The organism is Pseudomonas sp. BIGb0381 (genome assembly GCF_024809815.1).
Lineage (GTDB): Bacteria > Pseudomonadota > Gammaproteobacteria > Pseudomonadales > Pseudomonadaceae > Aquipseudomonas.
On the sequence record NZ_JANUEN010000014.1, the window covers coordinates 1 to 19,887 of the forward strand.

16 protein-coding genes and 1 pseudogene are annotated in these 19,887 nt (G+C 62.8%); 5 read left to right on the forward strand and 12 right to left on the reverse strand.

Going from position 1 to position 19,887, the window contains the following annotated elements; translation table 11 throughout:
* Positions 1-318: 318 nt before the first annotated feature.
* Positions 319-2,211 carry a penicillin-binding protein 2 gene (mrdA, locus tag M2397_RS27160; RefSeq protein WP_184746655.1) on the forward strand — a complete coding sequence of 631 codons (1,893 nt, stop codon included), beginning with the start codon at positions 319-321 and terminating at the stop codon, positions 2,209-2,211.
* A gap of 1 nt (position 2,212) precedes the next feature.
* Here mrdA and M2397_RS27165 read toward each other — a convergent pair whose 3' ends face one another.
* Positions 2,213-2,614, reverse strand: coding sequence for a GFA family protein (locus tag M2397_RS27165; RefSeq protein WP_184746657.1), 402 nt, complete (start codon positions 2,612-2,614; stop codon positions 2,213-2,215).
* Between the two features lie 99 nt (positions 2,615-2,713).
* On the opposite strand from M2397_RS27165, the gene M2397_RS27170 reads away from it, so the two are divergent.
* The gene (locus tag M2397_RS27170; RefSeq protein WP_131700062.1) at positions 2,714-3,181 is read left to right on the forward strand and encodes an SRPBCC family protein; all 468 of its coding nucleotides are present in this window, start codon (positions 2,714-2,716) and stop codon (positions 3,179-3,181) included.
* Between the two features lie 44 nt (positions 3,182-3,225).
* Here M2397_RS27170 and M2397_RS27175 read toward each other — a convergent pair.
* A pseudogene (locus M2397_RS27175) lies at positions 3,226-3,551 on the reverse strand (TonB-dependent siderophore receptor); the annotation flags it as partial.
* A gap of 43 nt (positions 3,552-3,594) precedes the next feature.
* Here M2397_RS27175 and M2397_RS27180 point away from each other — a divergent pair.
* From M2397_RS27180 to M2397_RS27190, 3 genes are all read left to right on the forward strand, one after another.
* Complete coding sequence (locus tag M2397_RS27180) at positions 3,595-5,952, forward strand: DNA polymerase II (RefSeq protein WP_259244793.1); 2,358 nt, start codon at positions 3,595-3,597, stop codon at positions 5,950-5,952.
* A gap of 31 nt (positions 5,953-5,983) precedes the next feature.
* Positions 5,984-6,616, forward strand: a complete 633-nt coding sequence (locus tag M2397_RS27185) for a glutathione S-transferase family protein (protein WP_259244794.1) — start codon at positions 5,984-5,986, stop codon at positions 6,614-6,616.
* Between the two features lie 164 nt (positions 6,617-6,780).
* Positions 6,781-7,356, forward strand: coding sequence for a DUF4174 domain-containing protein (locus M2397_RS27190; RefSeq protein WP_131700059.1), 576 nt, complete (start codon positions 6,781-6,783; stop codon positions 7,354-7,356).
* Positions 7,357-7,392: 36 nt separating this feature from the next.
* Here M2397_RS27190 and M2397_RS27195 read toward each other — a convergent pair whose 3' ends face one another.
* The 10 genes from M2397_RS27195 to M2397_RS27240 all read right to left on the reverse strand — a co-directional run bounded on the left by M2397_RS27195 (position 7,393) and on the right by M2397_RS27240 (position 19,887).
* Entirely contained in the window at positions 7,393-8,406 is a 1,014-nt protein-coding gene (locus tag M2397_RS27195) for an acyltransferase family protein (RefSeq protein WP_259244795.1), read from the reverse strand.
* Between the two features lie 90 nt (positions 8,407-8,496).
* A complete protein-coding gene (locus M2397_RS27200) occupies positions 8,497-9,906 on the reverse strand; it encodes a lipid II flippase MurJ (protein WP_259244796.1) in 1,410 nt (469 codons plus the stop codon).
* A complete protein-coding gene (locus M2397_RS27205; RefSeq protein WP_259244797.1) occupies positions 9,906-11,333 on the reverse strand; it encodes an O-antigen ligase in 1,428 nt (475 codons plus the stop codon). Before M2397_RS27205 ends, M2397_RS27200 begins: the two co-directional genes overlap by 1 nt.
* Before the next feature lie 2 nt (positions 11,334-11,335).
* Positions 11,336-12,439, reverse strand: a complete 1,104-nt coding sequence (locus tag M2397_RS27210; protein ID WP_259244798.1) for a glycosyltransferase family 1 protein — start codon at positions 12,437-12,439, stop codon at positions 11,336-11,338.
* Positions 12,430-13,647, reverse strand: coding sequence for a glycosyltransferase family 4 protein (locus M2397_RS27215; RefSeq protein ID WP_259244799.1), 1,218 nt, complete (start codon positions 13,645-13,647; stop codon positions 12,430-12,432). The genes M2397_RS27210 and M2397_RS27215 overlap by 10 nt, the downstream gene beginning before the upstream one ends.
* 8 nt (positions 13,648-13,655) lie before the next feature.
* Positions 13,656-14,984, reverse strand: coding sequence for a beta-galactosidase (locus M2397_RS27220; protein ID WP_259244800.1), 1,329 nt, complete (start codon positions 14,982-14,984; stop codon positions 13,656-13,658).
* Positions 14,974-16,164: a glycosyltransferase gene (locus tag M2397_RS27225; protein ID WP_259244801.1), complete on the reverse strand. Its 1,191-nt coding sequence runs from the start codon at positions 16,162-16,164 to the stop codon at positions 14,974-14,976. The genes M2397_RS27220 and M2397_RS27225 overlap by 11 nt, the downstream gene beginning before the upstream one ends.
* Positions 16,164-18,155: an exopolysaccharide transport family protein gene (locus M2397_RS27230; RefSeq protein WP_131700051.1), complete on the reverse strand. Its 1,992-nt coding sequence runs from the start codon at positions 18,153-18,155 to the stop codon at positions 16,164-16,166. Before M2397_RS27230 ends, M2397_RS27225 begins: the two co-directional genes overlap by 1 nt.
* Positions 18,156-18,169: 14 nt before the next feature.
* Entirely contained in the window at positions 18,170-18,946 is a 777-nt protein-coding gene (locus M2397_RS27235) for a polysaccharide biosynthesis/export family protein (RefSeq protein WP_259244802.1), read from the reverse strand.
* A gap of 29 nt (positions 18,947-18,975) precedes the next feature.
* Positions 18,976-19,887 (reverse strand): glycosyltransferase family 2 protein, encoded by a 912-nt coding sequence (locus tag M2397_RS27240; protein ID WP_259244803.1) that lies wholly within the window; start codon positions 19,885-19,887, stop codon positions 18,976-18,978.

Below are 19,887 nucleotides of genomic sequence, written 5' to 3' on the forward strand. Positions count from 1 at the left end.
CGATGGTAGTGTGGGGTTTCCCCATGTGAGAGTAGGTCATCGTCAAGATTAAATTCCGAAACCCCATTTGCGAAAGCAGGTGGGGTTTTGTTTTGGGCGGTCGAAAAGTGCGCACGCCTAGCCGAGTGAGCTGTTGAATATCCTCAAGGGCGGCTGCCGTATCACCGTACCCGTCGAGATGGAACTCACTTCAGAGTGCCGTTGGGGAATTCAATGCAAAGTGTTTCTGCATTTTTGGTATGGTGCAGCACATTTCTCAAGGACTGATCTTTCATCGCAGGACGCGGCGTCGACCTTCTTCAACGAGATGCTGTAGAAATGCCCGCACCGATACCGATTAAAGATCACGAAAAAGAGAACCGCCTAGTCAACAAGCGCCTGCTCGCTTGTGCGTTGTTGGTGATAGGCATTACGTGTGCCCTAGTGGGGCGTATGTATTTCCTTCAAGTCGTACAGTTCGACTACCATTCCACGATTTCTGAGAACAACCGCGTCCACGTGCTGCCCATCACTCCGACGCGCGGCCTTATCTATGACCGTAATGGCGTGGTGCTGGCTGATAACCGACCCAGCTACAATCTGACCATCACTCGCGAGCGCACCACCGACCTCAAGGGTGAACTCGACGCTATCGTCAACTTGCTGCACCTGCCTGTCGAAGACCGTGCGCTGTTCGACAAGGCCCTGAAGCAGGCACGCCACCCGTTCGTTCCTGTGACGTTGTTTTACGAGTTGACCGAAGAGCAGATTGCATTGCTGGCGGTGAATGAGTTCCGCCTGCCAGGGGTAGACGTAGAACCGCAATTCGTCCGTCACTACCCGCTGGGTGCGCACTTTGCCCACTCCATCGGCTATGTGGGACGGATCAATGAGAAAGAATCCAAAGCCCTTGATTCGGTGGAATACCGTGGCACACAGTCCATCGGCAAAACCGGTATCGAGCGTTTCTACGAATCCGAACTGCATGGTCATGTCGGCTATGAAGAGGTCGAGACCAATGCCCAGGGCCGCGTACTGCGTGTGCTCAAGCACACCGACCCTATCCCCGGCAAAAATATCGTCCTGAGCCTCGACGTGAAGCTCCAGGAAGCTGCGGAAGAGGCCTTGGGCGATCGCCGTGGTTCGGTGGTTGCCCTTGATCCGCAAACCGGCGAAGTGCTGGCCATGGTCAGCAAGCCGAGTTTTGACCCGAACCTGTTCGTCACCGGCATCAGTTTCAAGGAATATGCCGCGTTGCACGACTCCATCGACCGGCCGCTGTTCAACCGCGTATTGCGGGGGCTCTACGCGCCGGGTTCGACCATCAAGCCGGAAGTGGCTATCGCCGGCCTCGACAGCGGAGTCGTCACCGCACAGACACGTGTGTTCGACCCTGGTTACTACCAGCTCCCTGACTTTGACCACAAATACCGCAATTGGAACCACAGCGGCGACGGCTGGGTAGACATGGACGCTGCCATTATGCGTTCCAATGACACTTACTTTTACGACCTTGCTCACAAGCTCGGCATTGACCGCCTGCACGACTACTTGGCCGAGTTCGGCCTGGGCCAGAAAGTCTCCCTGGACATGTTCGAAGAGTCAGCTGGCTTGATGCCATCCCAGGCTTGGAAGCGCGCCACACGGCGCCAACCCTGGTTCCCAGGAGAAACCGTGATCCTCGGCATTGGCCAGGGTTACATGCAAGTCACACCGCTGCAATTGGCCCAGGCCACGGCGTTGATCGCCAACAAGGGCGTGTGGAATCGACCGCACCTGGCCAAGACTATCAATGGCGAGCCGCCGGTGGACGAGAACCCGATGCCCAACGTCGTCCTTAAGGATCCGCGTGATTGGGAGCAGGTCAACCACGGCATGCAACTGGTGATGCACGACCCACGAGGTATCGCCCGGGCCGCCGCACAAGGGGCGCAATATCGCATTGCCGGCAAGAGCGGTACCGCGCAAGTGGTTGCGATCAAGCAAGGCGAGCGTTATAACCGCGAGAAGACCCTGGAGCGCCACCGTGACAACGCGTTGTTCGTTGGCTTCGCCCCGGCCGAACACCCGAAAATCGTTATTTCGGTGATGATCGAAAACGGTGAGGCCGGTGGCCGCGTCGCGGGTCCGGTGGTGCGGCAAATCATGGATGCCTGGTTACTTGACCAGGAAGGTCACCTGAAGCCGCAATATGCGACGCCGGCAAAAGCGCCAGGTGACCCGCACGTCTAAGTCATGCCTTCCACTCGTCCCATTGCTCTATGCCTTCATGGGCAAGCCAGGGCACATCATGGGCCGTCCAGATGTGCGAGGTGGGCCTGACGCCCGGATCATCGTCGAGCGTCGCCACCCGCACGATCACATGGGGTTGATGCCCACGTTCCGCTATCAGATGTGAGCCACAGCGCGAGCAGAAATGCCTGAGCTTGCCCGGCGAAGATTCAAAGGACGCCAACAGTTCCTCCCCCCGCGTCCAGCGAAAATGTTCGCGCATTACTCCAGCGGTGGCGACAAACGGCGCCGCATGTATTTTGCGGCAGCTCGAGCAGTGGCAGTGGCTGATCGGCATGTCCAGCTGGTCCACTTGATAGCGAACACCTGTGCAGAAGCAACTTCCATTCAATGGGTCAGTCATAAACGTATTGCCGGTTCAAGGACGGGGTCATCATGATTGCTTACAACCTGAGGTTGCGCATTGTTTGATGTCGCCTACTGTCAACGGAGGAGGTGACTTATGCACGTATTAGATCGCATCGAGCGAAAAGTTCTGCTGAACGCTTCACGTAAACAGGTCTGGGAAGCGCTCACCAATGCCGAGCAATTTGGTAATTGGTTTGGCATCGCCCTTAAGGGCAAAGCCTTTGTGGCAGGGGAAACCATAGAGGCGCCGATTACCTACCCAGGTTACGAACATGTGATCTGGAAAGCCAGAATCGAACGCATCCTGCCGCAGACGCTGTTCTCTTTCTGGTGGCACCCCTTCGCAGTGGAGGAGGGCGTCGACTACGACAAGGAAACACCGACACTGGTGGAATTCACCATTGAGGATCGGGCGCCGGGCATTTTGCTACGGGTGGTGGAATCCGGTTTCGACGCGGTACCGGAGGCTCGTCGGCAAAAGGCCTTCAAGATGAATTCCCGTGGCTGGGACGAGCAGATGGGCAATATCGAAAACTATTTGAGCAAAGCACGTAGGGCGTGAGCCGGTTAGCGGGCATCATCCACTGTTGCCCGCTTTCGCCGCCGTTAGAAGTCCACCGTCGCCGACAACTTGGCTGCGCGAGGATCGCCTTGGCTCAGGACCCCGCCCTGAGCCGATTCCCAGTATTTTTCGTTGGCGACGTTTTCCACAGTGGCCCCGAGTGTCACATCACGCTGGTCCAGCGTGAACGTATCGCGCGCGCCTCTATCGAAGCGGCTCCAGGCCGGCAGGCTCAGGTTGTTGGCCGCACCGCGTACTGGCCACCGGTGCGCAGCATGCGCCCGTTGAGGGTCACGCCTTGCAGGACGGGTACATCCCAGTCCACGCTGGCGTTGAGCTGGAAGGAACGTACACCGATGGCGCGGATGCCGAGTAGAATCAACGCCTGAAAGCTATTCCTGAGGTGCGGTACGGTGGATTTACAGCAGGGTTTTGTCCTGACCCGGCATTGGCGCGATACCCTGGCGGGCACGGAGGTCAGTTTCTGGTTGGCCACAGACCACGGCCCACGGTTTATCCGCCTACCCGTGCAGACCTCGGTGATGTTCATTCCCGAGGCCCATCGCAAGCCGCTGGATTGGTTGCTCAAGGGCGAGCGCGATATCGAATTGCGCCCGCTGCAACTCTGCGATTTCCATCACCGTCCGGTTCTGGGCCTCTACACTCGCCAGCATCGCCAGTTGATGGACGTGGAAAAACGCCTGCGCGCCGCCGGTGTCGACGTCTACGAAGCCGATGTGCGCCCGCCCGAACGCTATATGATGGAGCGTTTCATCACCGCTCCGGTCTGGTTCGGCGGTACACCCGATGCCAGTGGTGCCCTGTGCGATGCGCAGATGAAGCCCGCGCCCGACTACCGCCCGCCGCTCAAGCTGGTGTCCCTGGATATCGAGACCACCGCCCAGGGCGACCTCTATTCCATCGCCCTCGAAGGCTGCGGCGAACGCCAGGTGTACATGCTCGGCCCGCCGAACAAGACTGGCGCGGTGGATTTCAAGCTCGACTACTGCGACACCCGCGCCCAACTCCTCGAATGCCTTAACCAATGGCTCGCCACCCATGACCCCGATGCAATCATCGGCTGGAATGTGGTGCAGTTCGACCTGCGCGTCCTGCATGAACATGCCCAGCGCCTCAATGTGCCGCTGATGCTCGGCCGCGGCGATGAGCCCATGGCCTGGCGCGAACACGGCAGCCGCAACCATTACTTCGCCGCGGCCGCGGGGCGCCTGATTATCGACGGTATCGAGGCCTTGCGTTCGGCCACCTGGAGCTTCGAATCCTTCAGCCTGGAAAACGTCGCGCAAACCCTGCTCGGTGAGGGCAAGGACATCTCCACCCCGTATCAACGCATGGACGAAATCAACCGCATGTTCGCCGAGGACAAGCCTGCCCTGGCGCGCTACAACCTCAAGGATTGCGAGCTGGTCACGCGGATTTTCGAGAAGACCGAACTGCTCAAGTTCCTGCTCGAACGCGCCAGCGTCACCGGGTTGCCGGCCGACCGCAACGGCGGCTCGGTGGCGGCGTTTACCCACCTGTACATGCCGCTTATGCACCGCCAGGGCTTCGTTGCGCCAAACCTGGGCGACAAACCGCCCCAGGCCAGCCCCGGCGGGTTTGTCATGGACTCGCGCCCCGGCCTCTACGAGTCGGTGCTGGTACTCGATTACAAAAGCCTCTACCCGTCGATCATCCGCAGCTTCCTGATCGACCCGGTGGGCCTGATCGAAGGCCTCAAGCACCCCGACGACAGCGACTCAGTAGAAGGCTTTCGCGGCGCACGTTTTTCTCGCACCCGGCACTGCCTGCCCTCCATCGTCGCGCGCGTCTCCGAAGGCCGTGAAGAGGCCAAGCGGGAGCACAACGCGCCACTGTCCCAGGCGCTGAAAATCATCATGAACGCCTTCTACGGCGTGCTCGGTTCCAGCGGTTGCCGCTTCTTCGATACACGGCTGGCTTCCTCGATCACGATGCGCGGCCACCAGATCATGCGCCAGACCCGCGAACTGGTTGAAGCCCAGGGTTATGAGGTGATCTACGGCGACACCGACTCCACCTTCGTCTGGCTCGGCAGCGCACATTCCCAGGAAGACGCCAGCCGTATCGGCCAGGCGCTGGTCAAACACGTCAACGCGTGGTGGCGTGAGCACCTGCACAGCACGTTCGGCCTGCAAAGCGCCCTGGAGCTGCAATACGAAACCCACTTCAGCCGCTTCCTGATGCCGACCATTCGCGGCGCGGAGGAGGGCAGCAAAAAACGCTACGCCGGCCTGGTCACCCGTGCCGACGGCAGCGAAGAGATGATCTACAAAGGCCTGGAGACCGTACGCAGCGACTGGTCGCCCCTGGCCCGCCGATTCCAGCAGGAACTCTATCAGCGCATCTTCCACCGCCAGCCCCATCAGGACTACATACGCGACTACGTGCGCCGCACCTTGAGCGGCGAGTTCGATGAACTGCTGATCTACCGCAAGCGCCTGCGCCGCCAATTGGACGACTACGAGCGCAACGTGCCGCCCCATGTACGCGCGGCGCGCCTCGCTGATGAATACAACGACCGCCTGGGGCGCCCGCGCCAATACCAGCGCGGCGGCTGGATCAGCTACGTGATCAGCGTCAACGGCCCCGAACCGCTGGAAGTACGCCAGGCGCCGATTGATTACGACCACTACGTCGCCCGGCAATTGCAACCGGTCGCGGATGCCATCCTGCCGTTCGTGAATGACGATTTCAGCACCCTGGTCGGCGGGCAAATGGGTCTGTTCTAAAATCTTTGATTCATCCAATGGAGGAAAGGCAATGTACACGCTCTATGGCATCGACGAGTCCGGCTCCTGCATGATCGAAATCGCCCTGCAGCGGTGCGCGGTGCCGTGGCGACGGGTGGACGCTGCCTCCTGGGCCGACGGCGAGGGCAGCGACGAGCTCGCCCGTATCAACCCGCTCAAACAGGTGCCCACCCTGGTCACCCCTGATGGCCAGGTGCTGACCGAAAGCGCGGCCATCCTGATCCACCTCGGCCTGGCGTTTCCCGGCGCGCATCTGCTGGGCGGCGACCGTGCCCAGATCATCCGGGGCCTGGTGTACATCGCGGCCAATTGTTATTCGGCCATCGGCATCATCGACTACCCGCAACGCTGGCTGGGCAACGCCGATGAAGCGGTGCAGGCGCAATTGGTCGCGGGCACGCGCCGCTATTTGCATCAGGCCTGGGTGGTGTTTGCCGAACAGTTTGCCGGCCAGTTGTTTGCGCCCAACGGCGAGCCGAATGCGCTGGGCATCATGGCGGCGGCGGTGTCGCGCTGGGATCAGGCACGGGAAGCGTTGAGCGCCCTGGCGCCTGGCTTTGCCCAGACTCTCGCGCAAGTGGATGTCGACCCTATCGTGGCGCCTGTGTTTGCCCGGCATTGGCCGGACTGGAAGGTCTCGTAATGTTTCCGCAATCAAAGGAAACAATGCCGGATGTCTACTCCAACCCCTTGCGCAGCGGGCGTCCTGACCTACGCTTTCTGAACGCGGTGTAGGAATCATCCTTGAATTTGACTGTCGCAGACATGAAACTCAAGAACCCTGCATGGAATTCAAAGGAGGTGCGCATGCTCATCCGGTCGCTGACCCTGGCTACCTTGATGGCTTTTACGGGGCCGCTGTTGGCTGCTGATGATATCAACCCGCTTAAGCAGGACCTGGGCAAAGCCCGGCCACTGGTGGTGGTGGAGCTTGATTCCGGCAACGACACACTGGCGACCCTCAAGAAACAACTGGACGAGCCTGCCACCAAGCAGTCCTTTGAAGAGCGCAGCATGGTGTTCTACACCGTGAAGTTCGGCAGCATCGGTGCCGAAGGTGAGAAGTTCGCCAAAGACCCCAAAGACAACAAGAAGCTCACGCCGCCTGAAACCAACGCGCTGATTCGCGCCCTCAAACTGGGTGCCGGCAGCGGCACCAAAGTGATCCTGGTGGGCAAGGATGGCGAGAAGAAAGTCGAGAAAACCGTACCGCCGGATACCCTCGATTTGAAGGAGTTTTTCAGTGCCATCGACCAGATGCCGATGGCCGAGAAAGAAACCGTCGCCGCCCCGGAACCAGAACCCGTTGCACCGGCTCCGGCCAAGGGCGCCAAGCCTGCGAAACATGCCGGCAAGCCCGCTGCACAACAACTGGATGACTGAACCCAAATAACGGTAGGAGCAACCTCGCTCCTACCGTTATTTGGCAGCCTTGCGCACCGGAAACGGAAAGTAGAAAAAACGCAGGAACGCCACTCGCTTGATCACTTCCCCGATCAACAACGGCACCACCACAGCCACCACAAACCCAATACATGCCGCGACAAACGCATGCAGCCCAAGACGCTCCATCAAATCAAACGTCTTGTGCTGGATCTCCCCGTGGAAGATCAGCAGGATCAGGGTCGACTGGCCGATGTAGGTCATGGCCCGGGTGATCAACGTCGAGGCCATCAGCACCCGCGCCAACGCCCAGCACAGGTACACCCCAATCACCGCCAGCAGGCTGGTCCACAGCCAGTGGTCGTAGCGACGCTGTGCCAGGTCCATGGTGTCGTGGCTGTAGATAAACACCGCCGCAAACAGCACCACCGAAACCAACAGCGTCAGCAGTGACCCCGCATGGGTACGCAACCAGTCCCGCAGCAGGTAGCCGTAGACGAAACACGCGCTGCTGATCAGGGTGATGTCCAGGCTGAACGGCAAGCCGGGCAGCACCCAGGTTTGCCCGCCGAAGGTCACCGGCAATTGCCAGAAGAATGGCAGCATCCAGATGCCGATCAGCAGCGGCACCAGCATCACCGCGCAACTCACCGCCAGCGGCAGGCGTTGGATCAGCCGCAGTACCGCCCAACTGAACAGGATCGCCACCCAGAAGTGCGGCAAAAACCACAGCGCCTGCCACGGGATGGTGTCCACCGAGGCGTACAGCACGCCGCCGATATCCGGCAGCAGCGGTTGGCCGCGCAGCACGCCACGCACGATCACATACACCAGCAGGGTGAAGAAGAACGGCTTGAGCAGGCCATCCGCCTTGCGCACCGCCATCTCGACAAACGGCTGTTCAGGCTTGAAAAACACCCCCGACAAAAAGAAGAACAACGGCAGCACGAACGATGCCAGGATCGGGTACATCAGGTCCAGGGACGTGGCGACAAACCAACTGTGGGCATACACGATCACCAGGATGCCGATGCCTTTGGCGATATCCATTTGAATCCAGCGATTTTTCACCTGAGTGCTCCCGATCCATAAACTCCACCGCCCTTGTAGGCGCTGGCGAGCCAGCGCCTACAATAAGCGTCATGCCTTGCGCCACGGCTTGAGCCACAGCCCCATCCCGAGCAACACCATGGTGCCCGCCAGGGTGCTCAGCCCCAGTTGCCGCCACACGCCCTCAATACCAAACAGCACCAGAGCCGCCAGCCCCATCAGCAGCGCACTGAGCAGCCAGTGCCGGGCCCAGGGCAATGCGCCGAGCAAGGCCTGGCGCTGCATCAGCAGCAGTGCGGTGCAGATCACGCCGGCCAGTGCGGCCAAGGGGATACCGGCCAGGCCGAACACAAAGGGCAGGGCGGCCAACAGCAACACGTTGACCAGGCTGCCGAGCAACTCGCAGCGCAGCGGCTGGCGCGTATCGCCGGCGGCGTAGGCATAGCGTGCGAGCAAGGCGTTCCAGGCGCCGAATACCAACGGCACGGCAAACCAGGCCAGCAGCAGCGGCAACGGCGAATCCATCGATTGCTTGGGCAGCAGCAATGCCACCAGGCTCGGGGCTGCAGCCACCAGGCCGACGCCGGCGGGCAAGGTCAGCACGCTGGCGGTTTCCACGCCGCGCTTGAGCAGGGCCAGGCGCTCATCGCCCTGGCGGCGGCTCATCATGCCCAGCAGCACCTGGTTGAGGCTCATCAGCGCAATCAGCGGCAGGTTCATCAGCTTGCGCGCCAGGTTGACCCAGGTCACCGCGCCTTCGCCCAGCAGCGACGCCACCAGCCGCTCGATCAGCGCCAACCCTTGGCTGGCGCCATTGCTCAACAACAGCGGGCCGATGCGTTGGCCCAGCTCACGCAAGGGCGCGAAGGTCAGTTGCCAGCGCCATGGCCGCCAGCCTTGGCGCCACACCGAGGGCAACAGCGCCAGCGGCATCAACAGGCTCCCGGCCAGGCAGGCCAGGGCCAGCGAGTGCGGTTGGCTGGAGGTGCCCGCGAGGGCGAGGTAAGCCACCGGCGGCAGGTTGAACAGCAACGAGCCCAGCCCCGCGAGGACAAAACGTTCGCTGGCCTGCAAGGGAATGCTGAACAGTGCATGCAGCATCAAGCCCGGCACACACCAGGCGACGATCTGCAGGTTACGGCTGGCCAATGCCGTGGCGGTGTCGGCCAACCCCGGGCCGAGCACTTGCACCAGCCACGGTGCCAACAGCGTCAGCAGCAGGCTGGTGACCAGCGCGATCAGCAGCAACGCCGGGAACACCACCGCCAGCCAGTTCAGGCGCTCGCCGTCCTTGCGCTGCAGGTACAGCGGCAGCGCGGCGGCGCTCAGCACACCGCCAGCCAATGACATGCGCAGTGCTTCCGGCAAAAACAGCGCGATCAGGAAGGCGTCACTGCGCTCTCCGGCGCCCCAGGCCGCCACCAGCAACCACTCGCGGGCAAACCCCAGGCACAGGCCCAACAGGGTCGCCAGGGTCAGCCAGGCGGCAGAGCCGAGCATCAGGGACGTGCCCCATCAAGCAGGGGTTTGCGGTAGGCCACGGACTTCACCTGCGGCAGCCGCGCCGGAAACAACCGCCGCGCCTCCAGCACATTGATGCCCACCATCAGCCAGAACAACGCCACCATCACCACCGCAAAGCTGAAGTAGTGGTCGAACAGGCCGCTGACCAGCGCCGACAGAATCCCGCCGGTGGTGCCCAGCCACAGGGCATTATCCTTGGTCAGGCGGATCGGGCCTTTTTCCGGACGCGCTTCACGCCACCAGCGCACAGTCACCGCCACAAAGAACAGCATGCCGACGATGCCGGTCTTGTAGATGAAGTTCAGCCACAGGTTGGAGATACCCAGCAGGTCGGTGCCGGGCACCGGCGGGTCAACCTTGAAGCCGATGCCAAATGGATAAGACACCACCGCCTGCGGGAACATGCGGTACTCGTCGAACCGTACTTCGGTACTGGCGTTGTCCGACGAGAAAATCGTCGCCAGGCGTTCCTGCAACGGTGGGTAGGCCATCACCAGCGCCACCGTCAACGCCGCGCCGATCATCAGCAGGCGCCCGGTGTAGGGCACGCGGCGCGTGGCCATCCACAGCAGCACCAACGCCAGGCTGACCATCGCGCCGCGGCTGCTGGCCAACAGCAACGCGGCCGCGCCCAGGCAGGCGACGCCCAGGCCCAGTGCGCGCTTCCAGCCTTGCTCGGTTATGCCGAAGCAGAAGGCCAGGGGCAGCAGCAATGCCATGATCCCGCCGATGGCATTCGGGTGCATCCACGGCGAACCCATGCGCGAAGACATGGCCTCCAGGCCGAATTTCAACATGTCGAAGTTGCCGTAGTTGAACAACGCCAGAATCGGCGCAATGCCGGCCCCGGAGCGCGTGCGCACGAACACCGCAATCGACAGCACCAGCATCGCCAGGCTGCCCAGCAACAGGGCGATCACCAAGGATTCGCGCTGCTTGCGGTCCACCAGTAATCTGGCGCAGAGGAACACCGCCGACAGGCTCAGCAACCAGCGCAGCCAGTTGGCCACGCCGCTGCTGTCGGCGTGGATGGTGACTTGGCCGACGATGAACGGGAACACGCTGAACAGCATCAGCCACAGCAGCATCTGGTCGGTGGGACGGCGGGTCAGGCTTGGCGTATCGGGCAGGCGGGCCAGGAAGTGGTGCCACAGCACCGCGCCCCAGGTCAGGGCCAGGATCGCCTCGCTTACCGTACTGCGGATCCCCAGGTTGATGGTCGAGTAGGGCATGAATGTGGCGATCATGGCGAACAGCAACAGGCCCCACAACGGGAAGCGCAGGATGGTCACCGCCCCCGCCAGGCCGATCACGGCGAGGAACGCCTTGGCCGGCGACAGCAGCAGGGCGAGCGCGCCAAACAGCAGGCCGAAGAGGATCGCGACGAGGCTTGCCAGGTTCACTCTCACTTGAGTTCCTCGATCAGTTCAGCCAGGCGCAGGCGATAAGCGTGGTGGTTGAAACGTTGCGCCCACAGGCGCCGTTGCTCGGCGGATTCTTCATCCGGCCCCACGCTCAGGCTGACCATCAATTGCACCAGCGCCGGGCCATCGGTGGGCGAAAAACGCGGGGCCGACGGCGGGGTGATTTCATCCAGCGAAGTACCACTGGCCACCGCCACCGGCGTGCCGACGCTCAGGGCCTCGATCACCGGCAGGCCAAAGCCTTCGGCATAGGACGGTTGCCACAGGCGTGAAGCCTGACGATAGAGGGCGTGCAACTCGGCATCCGACACACCGCTCAAGGCACGAATCCCCGGCAGCGTGCGTTGGGCTTCGGGCAAATGATCCAGGCTGCCCACCAGCACCAACTCCGGCACGGCGGGGGATTGGCGCCGCGCCTGCTGCCAGGCGTCCACCAGAAACGGCACGTTCTTGCGCAGCTCTCGGGTGCCCACCAGCAGCCAGTAGCGCTGCGGCAGTTGGCGTGCGGTCAGGTCCGCCGCCAGCTCGGCAAATCCGTCGACCTGGTTGGGCAGCACGCGAATCTTGCCCGCCGCTTTGGGAAACAGCCGCGCGGTTTCATCGGCGCTGTACTGCGACGGCGTCCACACACGGTCGGCGCTGTGCACCGCGTAGGCAATCGACAGGCGATCGCTGGTCTTGTAGATCAGCGCCTTCAAGCGGTTGGCGTGGTAGTTGTTCAGGGTGATCTGGAACAGGTCATGCAGCAGCACCACCGTGCGCAACCCCGTCGGTTTGGGGGGCAGCGGCAGGCCCATATTGAAGGTGCTGATGTACAGGTCGATGTGCTGCTCACGCAAGGCGCTTGGCAGGAAGCCGGCCTCGAAACGCAGGCGATGGTGCGGCTGGTGCATGGCGGTCTTGGCACAGCCCCACGCCGGGCAATGGGCCTGCAAGCGGGTCTCATCCCCCAGGGGCGCCACGGTAAACCGCTCAAGTTCGATGCCCGGCAAGGTGTACAGCGCACTCTCCAGCGCATACACCTGGCGACTGATGCCCGATTGCGGCGAGGTGCCGACGGTGCGGTAATCCAGGCCTATACGCATACGGGCTCCCTCTGACTCAGCGGCACGAGGGTGGCGTACACCTGCTCCAATTGGCTGGCGGCGACGCTCCAGTCATGGGCGCGGCGCACATAGGCGCGGCCGGCCTCACCCATGGCCGCAGCGGCCTCAGGACATTGCAGCAGGCGCACCACGGCATCGGCCAAGTCGTCGACGCTTTGCCCGCCGAGGTAGTCCAGGCCTTCCACCAGGTCCAGCCCCGACACGCCTTGTTCGGTGCTGGCCAGTGGCAGGCCGGCGGCCAAGGCTTCGAGCACCTTGAGCTTGGAGCCGCCGCCATGGCGCAACGGCGCCAGGAACACCGAACAGCTCGATTGCAGGTCCAGCAGGTTGGGCACGAAGCCTTGCCATTCGATACGCGGGTCTTTCCAACGCTCGCGCCAACTGTCGGGCATGCCGAAGCCGCATACGCTCATGCGCGCCTCCGCACAGCGCGCCCAGACCTTGGGCAGGATTTCATCCAGTGCCCATTCGATGGCGTCCACGTTCGGCGCGTATTCATAGTTACCGAGGAACAGCACACGGTATGTCGAGGGGTCGGGATGGGCCGCAGCGAAGTGATCGCAGTCCACGCCATTGACCACCACTGGCACGGGTTTGCCGGCGATCTTTTCCAGGATGTGCGCATCGCTTTGAGTGACCGCCACCACCTGCGTGGCCTTGTGCATCACCCGGCGTTCCCAGCGGGTATAGCGCCATTGATCGTAGCGAATGAACGGCAGCGACCAACGCGGCAAACGGTCGTAGGTGGCCGCGCCCAGGGCCGACTCCACATTGTGTTCGGTCAGCACAAAGGGCTGGGACTTACGCGCCAGTGCCTCTTCGTAAGGCTGGAAACTGTAGCTGTGTTCGATCTGCACCACGTCCCACTGTTCACCCAGCAAGCCATTGAAGGTGTCCCGCAACTCGCCCGACAGGCCGTTCACACTGGCCAGCAGCGGGTAGGGGGCAAACAGCCCCGCCACCAGGGTCTTGAGGCTGCGCAACGGGCGGCGCGGCAGGATGATCAACTGTTCGACAATTGCTTCCAGTACCTGGCGGTCGGCGAGGGATACCGGGTGCTTGTCATGCAGCAGCAAGGTGATCCGATGCCCACGCGCGGCCAGGCTGCGCAGCAGGTGAAACTGGCGCGTCTTGCCGCCGCTGGTGGCGGGCCAGGGCGAGTAGGGCAGGATCCATAAAATGCGCATGGCAGGCCTCAGTCCCATAACAGGATTTGCAAGTTCGTTTTGACCGGCACGGTCAGGCCGTCGGTACCGGTTACCGGGGTTTGTGTGCCGCGCAACGGGTCGTACAGCGTGGCGCCGGCCAGGCCGGGCAAGTGTGCATTGCCGCCCTCGGCCGACCAGAAGAACCATAGCTTGCGCCCGTCGGCGCGGGTCCAGCCGATGCTGAACAGGCCGTCGGGCAACTGGTCGGCGCCGGGCGGGTCGCCGGGGGTGAGCGTCGGACCGCTGACATCGAGGAAGTTTTTCAGCGCGGTGTAGACCGGCTTGGGGTTGGCGTCGATGTCGAGCAAGCCGTAAGACTGGTCCCGCACACTGGCGCGCTGGTCCAGGTCGCTGAGGGTAAACAGGAAAATCCGGTCGTAATCCAGCGCACTCATCAGCGCCAGGCGGCGCACCACGTAATCGGCCTGGGCCTGTGGGGTGATGATGTCCTGGGCGTCTTTGGGACCGGTGTAGGTCGACCAGCCCCATTCGGTGCTCCACAGGGCCTGCACACCACCGCTGCGCAGGGCGTGGTTGAGGGCGGTGGTCCTGGCGATAAAGTCCAGGTTGGCCGGGTCGTTGCCTTCGGGCAATTGGGTATAGGGGTGGTACGAGACGACGGTATTCAGGCTGGCTACGCCCAAGGCGCCGAGGGCATCGAACATGTTCTGGCCGTTGGGCATTTCGCTGAAGAACGCCATGCCGGCGGCCACCACCGGTTTGCTTGGGTGTATTGCGCGCAACGCGGCGGAGCTGGTGGTCAGCAGCGTGGCGTAGCCGGCCGGGTCGGCCACCGGGCGCCAGAAGCCCAGCAGGTTCGGTTCGTTCCACACCTGCCAGGCGTCGACACTGGGGTAGCGCTGGGCCAACAGCGCCATGCGGTTGGCGAACACGTTCGGGTCTTTCGGCGGGTACTGGTCCTGATAGGGCGCGCCCACCGGCGCCGTGGTGGCGAACGGCGCCGACCCGACCAGGTAGAACACGGACTTGAGCTGGTTGTCCTGCAGTTTGCCCACCAACTGATCCAGCGTCGCAACCTGGTACTGCCCTTCGACCGGCTCCAGTCGGTCCCAATGCAAATCCAGGCGTACCCACTCCAGGCCCAGCGCCTTGAGACGGTCGATCTGCTTTTGATAGCGCTCAGGGGCGAACCACAGGAACTGCGCGTTCACCCCGAGGAAATCCTTCCACACCAGCGTTTTGTTGCCCTTGAGCACATGGCTTTCGGCATCGGCCTGGCGCCCCCACAAAAACGCGGTGAGGCCCAGGGCGGCGACCACGGCCAGGGTGGCGACGTAAGTGCGTTTACGCGCCATGGCGGCTGCCCTCGATGGCGTGTTCAAACAGCGTCTTGAACGTCTGCGCGGTCAACGGCCACAAACGCTCGCGGCCGATTTCGCCGGCGCGTTCGGCCCAGTCCCGGGCCAGCAGCGGCGTGCGTGCCAGGCGCAGCAGTTGCGCGCTGAGCGCGGCCACATCGCCTTCGGGGTAGATGGCGCCATTGCCGCTGGCGACTTCCTCGGCAAACGCGCGAGCGTCAGACGTGATCGCCCCGCGCCCGCAGGCGGCAGCCCAGGACAGCGCGCCACTGGTCCCGCGTTGGCGCCCGAGCAGGCCGAGCTTTTTCGATTCGCGATAGGGCAGCACCATCACATGGTGGGCCTGGATGGTCTGGGCAATCTCTTCAGCCCGCAGGTTCAACCGCCAGTCGATGGCATCGGCCAGGCCGAGTTCGGCGATCTGCGTGTTCAACTGTTCCAGGTAATTGCCGCCCGCGCCAAACGCCATTTCGGCAGCGGTGCCACCGGCCAGGGTCAGGCGCACACGGCCACGCAATTCGGGGGCTTGCTTGAACATGCCGGCCAGGGCCTGCAACAGGTCTTCGATGCCTTTGCCCCGGTAGATAAAACCGAAGTACAGCAGGTGCAGCGTATCCAGGCGCGGTAACGGCGCCGATGGAATCGCCAGGTTGGCATGGTGGATCACCTCCACTTTACCCGCCGGCAGTTGCATGCGTTGGCTCAGGCACTCGGCGCCCAGGCGGGTGAGGGTGATCAAGCGCGTCAAACCGGCGGCGACCTGGCGCTCTTCACGCAAGGTCAGCGGATCGGCCAGCACCACCGCCGCCTGCGGTATCGGGCTGGGCAAGCGCTCCAGCAGGTTCAACGGGAACGGCAAGCGCTCACGCCGCCAGACGATGCGTTCGGGATCATGCACCGTGGCGGTCAAGGGCAGCGCCGGGTAGGCCTTTCGCAACTCGCGCAGTGCCAGGAACTCCCCCAGCCGTCCGCCGCCCAACTCGGCGTGGACCAGGTCCACGCTGTGCCAGTCGAACCCACCGACGGCCTGCTTGATCGCCTCGCTATTGCCCGCCACACCGGCCAACGGCGTCAGCACCGTCACCCCCAGTTGTTCCAGGGCCGTGCGGAAATGATTCGCGTAGTCGGCGATGCCATTTTTCTCCGGTGGCAGCGGGGCGAGCAGGGCGACACGCATCAGAACGCCCCCCGGTACTTGGCGATGGTTTTAAGCACCTTGGCCGGCACCTCGAATTTGCGCCGGTTGATGATGATGCCGTCCACCTTGCCGAACGCCGTGTTGAGGATCGACAGCGCGTGCTCCACCACCGGCACCGTGCTCTTCTGCGCTTCCACCACCAGCCCGATCAGGTCGGCGCGACGCAGGTTGATAAACGCATCGCGGTTATCCAGCAGCGCCGATGCGTCCAGCAGCACCACTTCACCCGGCGCCGCAGGTGCAACCCCGCCGACGCGCACCGTGATGCCGTTTTCCTGCAGCAACTGGCGCAGTTGTTCCACCACGAAGGTCACGCCCTCACCATGGCGCGCCGAGGTCAGGCCAAGGGTCAGGCCCTGTTCGGCGATGCGGTCCAACTGCAGCAAACCGTACAGGCGGTAGATGCTCGCATTGAACGCGTTGGTGCCTTGGGCGGTGCTGGTGTCCAGCTCCGGCAGGGTGGTCCACAGCGGCAAGCCGAACTTGCGTTCTGCCAGGCCGCCATCGTGGATGCGCTGGTCGAGCAGGTAGCACAGGTAGATCACCAGCAGGCCGACGACGAGCGCAAACGGGAGCGCCAGCACCAGCATCACCAGGGTTTTCGGGAAGATGCGGCCGGGGTTCAGGGTGGCTTCTTCGATCACCGCGATGTTGCTGATCTGGCTGTTATCCAGTTCACGGTCGATGCGCGATTTTTCCAGGTTGTCCACGTACAGCGCGTAGTTGCGTTCGGTGGCGCTCAGCTCGCGGGCAAGGCGGGTCAGCTCCGGTTCAATCTCCAGGGCCTGCTTGCGCTGGGCTTCAAGGTTGGCCAGTTGTTTTTGCTGTTGAGTCAGCTGGGTACGCAGCGCCAGGTTGTTGCTCGATTCATCCAGCAGCACTCGCTGTAAGTGGATTTCCAGGGTGTTGGGGGCACGGTTTTCCGAGCTTTGCACGGTGTTGCTTTCATTGGCGACCTGGGCCTGCATCGCACGGATCGACGCATCCAGGGCTTTGACCGGCGGCGCGTTGTCCGTGTAGGTGCGCATCATGTCGGCCTTTTCCAGCAGCTTCTGGTTCAGCAGGCGACGCAAGTCCTGCTGCTGAGGGTTCAGTGCGATCTGGCGCACCGTGGTGACTTCCTTGGGCTGGCTCTTGAGCTGGGTGCGGGTGCTCTGGATGGCGCTGTCGGAGGAGGCGATCAGGCGTGTGGTATTGAACGTTTCGCCACGCAGCACGTTGATGCGCTCGGACAAGTCTTCCAGGCGATCAGTGATGCTCGCCGCGCCGATCTGGTTCAGGTGCGTGAGGATCTGCTCCTTGTAGCGCTTGATCTCAGTGGCGCTGTTCGATACCTGCCCTTCATAGAAGGCATACAGGCTTTTGCGCCCCAGGGCCTGGGTGCGTTCGTTGATATAGGTCTCGACCCAATCCTTGACCACCGCCTGGGCAATCTGCGGGTTGCCCCAGGTGAAGGTGATGTCCATCACCGTGGAGCCGGGGGCATGACTCACCTCGAAGCTTTTTTCCAGGCCGGCGGCCAGGCGTTCCACCGGGGTGGTTTTTTCAATCACGCCGACGGTTTCCAGCACCACGCGAATACCATCGAACACCGCGCCCACGCCACGCTTGATGGCGAACTTGGTGCGCTTCCAGAAGCCTTCCGGCGGTGGCGCGTTGTTGATCACTTCCAGGTAGTGCTCGGCCACTGCGCGCACAATCGGGCGCCCGGTCAGCAGGCGCTCCTCATCGACAATTGGGTCGCGCTGGGTGCTGGGCATGACCAGCGCCTGGCGGTTGCTGATTTCGATGGGCAGCGTCGAATCGCGCCCCGGCTTGACCAGCAGGCGTGCCGTGGATTCGTACTTGGCCGGCAGCAGGAAGGCCCCCAGCAGGATGATCACCAGCGCCGCCATGGCGGCCAGTTTGAACTCGTGTCGGAAGATAAAGAACAGGCGTAGCAGATCACGAAAAGAACGGATCTCGATCATGGGATGTCGCTCCTTTAGTTGCTGCCGCCGCTGGTGCGCGTGTAGTTGTAGCCAACCCCGATGGACTTGGTGAACGGGATCAGTTGGTTCATGTAGGTATCCACGCCCTGGATGCGCTCGCCCACGTTGGATTTGGGTACGAACACCACATCGCCGCGTTGCAGGTGCACCGGTTTGCGCCCGTTGGCGCCGGTCTTGAGGAGCTGGCTGAAGTCGAGGAAGTAGGCGCGATAGGCGCCCTGAGCATCTTCGCGCAGCAGCGCGACCATGCTCGCGTTGCCTGCCGGGCTGACGCCGCCGGCGCCGACAATCGCCTGTTCCAGAGTGTTGGCCGTGGCAATCTGCACCGCCGTCGGGTTATTCACCGCGCCGCCGACGATCACCGAGTTGCCCGGCGCCTGGTTGATGTTCACCGTCACCCGGGGTTCGCGGTAGGTGGCCGCGAGTTCACGGGTCAGTTGGGTGGCCAGCTCCGATGGCTGGCGTCCGGCAACCTGGATCGGCCCCAGGAACGGGTAGTTGATCTTGCCGTCGGTCTGCACCGTGTACAGCGTCAGCTCGTAGATAGTGCTGACGTTGAACGCCGACAGTGTCGGCATCTCGCCGGCATCGCGGACGATGCGCAACTGGTCGCCGATACGGATGCGTTCCACAGCAGGAGGCAACTGGGCCAATTGGTCGAGGGCGCGCTTGCCGTCCTCGACGGTCTTGCTGTCCGGCGGCTCGATGCGCGCCGGGGTATTGCAGGCGGCCAGGGCCAGCATGGCCAGGACGAGCACGCTTCGCTTCATCAAGGGGGACTTCCTGTGGGTCATGCTGCTCACCTCCAATAACCGGGAAACATGCTGATGCGCCGCTTGATGGCCAGGGGCAGGCGGCGCTCAAGATGGCCCAGGCGGTAACCGAGCCATTTGAATGCACTGCGCACCAGCACTTCGGGCACGCGGTGCAAGGCGCCGGCTGTGCGCAGGGCCGCGAGTTCGGCCAGCACATAGCGCTTGCCTTCGCCACCCGCGTCGCCAAAGGCTTGCTTGATCCACGGCTCGCGGCCGTAGAACACGCCAATGTCGAAGTAGCGGTGAAACTCGTCCATGAGTTTGTAATCGTGGGAGTGATGCACCAGCGCGGTGGCGGCGTAGCGCACCTTGTAGCCCTCAAGCAGCATGCGCGCGGCCACAAAGGCGTCTTCGCTGCCGATCACGTCGGCAGGGAAACCACCCACTGCTTGCAACACGCTGCGCCGGTACACGGAAAAAGAGTCGGAGCTGAAGCAGGTCTTGATCCCAAGCTCCGGTGCATCGGCCAGGCTTTTGCTGCGGCTGTGTTCCGGGTAGTTGAAGTGCCGCGATTGCGCGCCCAGCACGCCCGCGTCGGGGTGGGGCAATTGCCGTCCGTAGGCGACGCCGTTGAGCGGGTCCTGCTGCAATTCATCGAGCAGGTTGGCAAAGGTCTCGGGCGTCGCCGGGATGGCGTCCTGGGTCATTACGATCAGTGCGTCGCCACCTACCTGTTCGCTGGCCCAGCGCCGGGTGCCGCCGTGGTTGAAGTCACGGGCGTCGATCACCTCGACCCGTGCACCGAACGCGCGAAAGCGTGCCACGGTGTCATCGCTGGAGGCGCTGTCCACCACCAGCATCTCGTCAGGTTGCAGGGTTTGCATCTTCAGCGCCGGCAGCAGGCGTGCCAGGTGGCTGGAGGCGTTACGGGTGGGAATGATCAGTGAAGTGCGCAT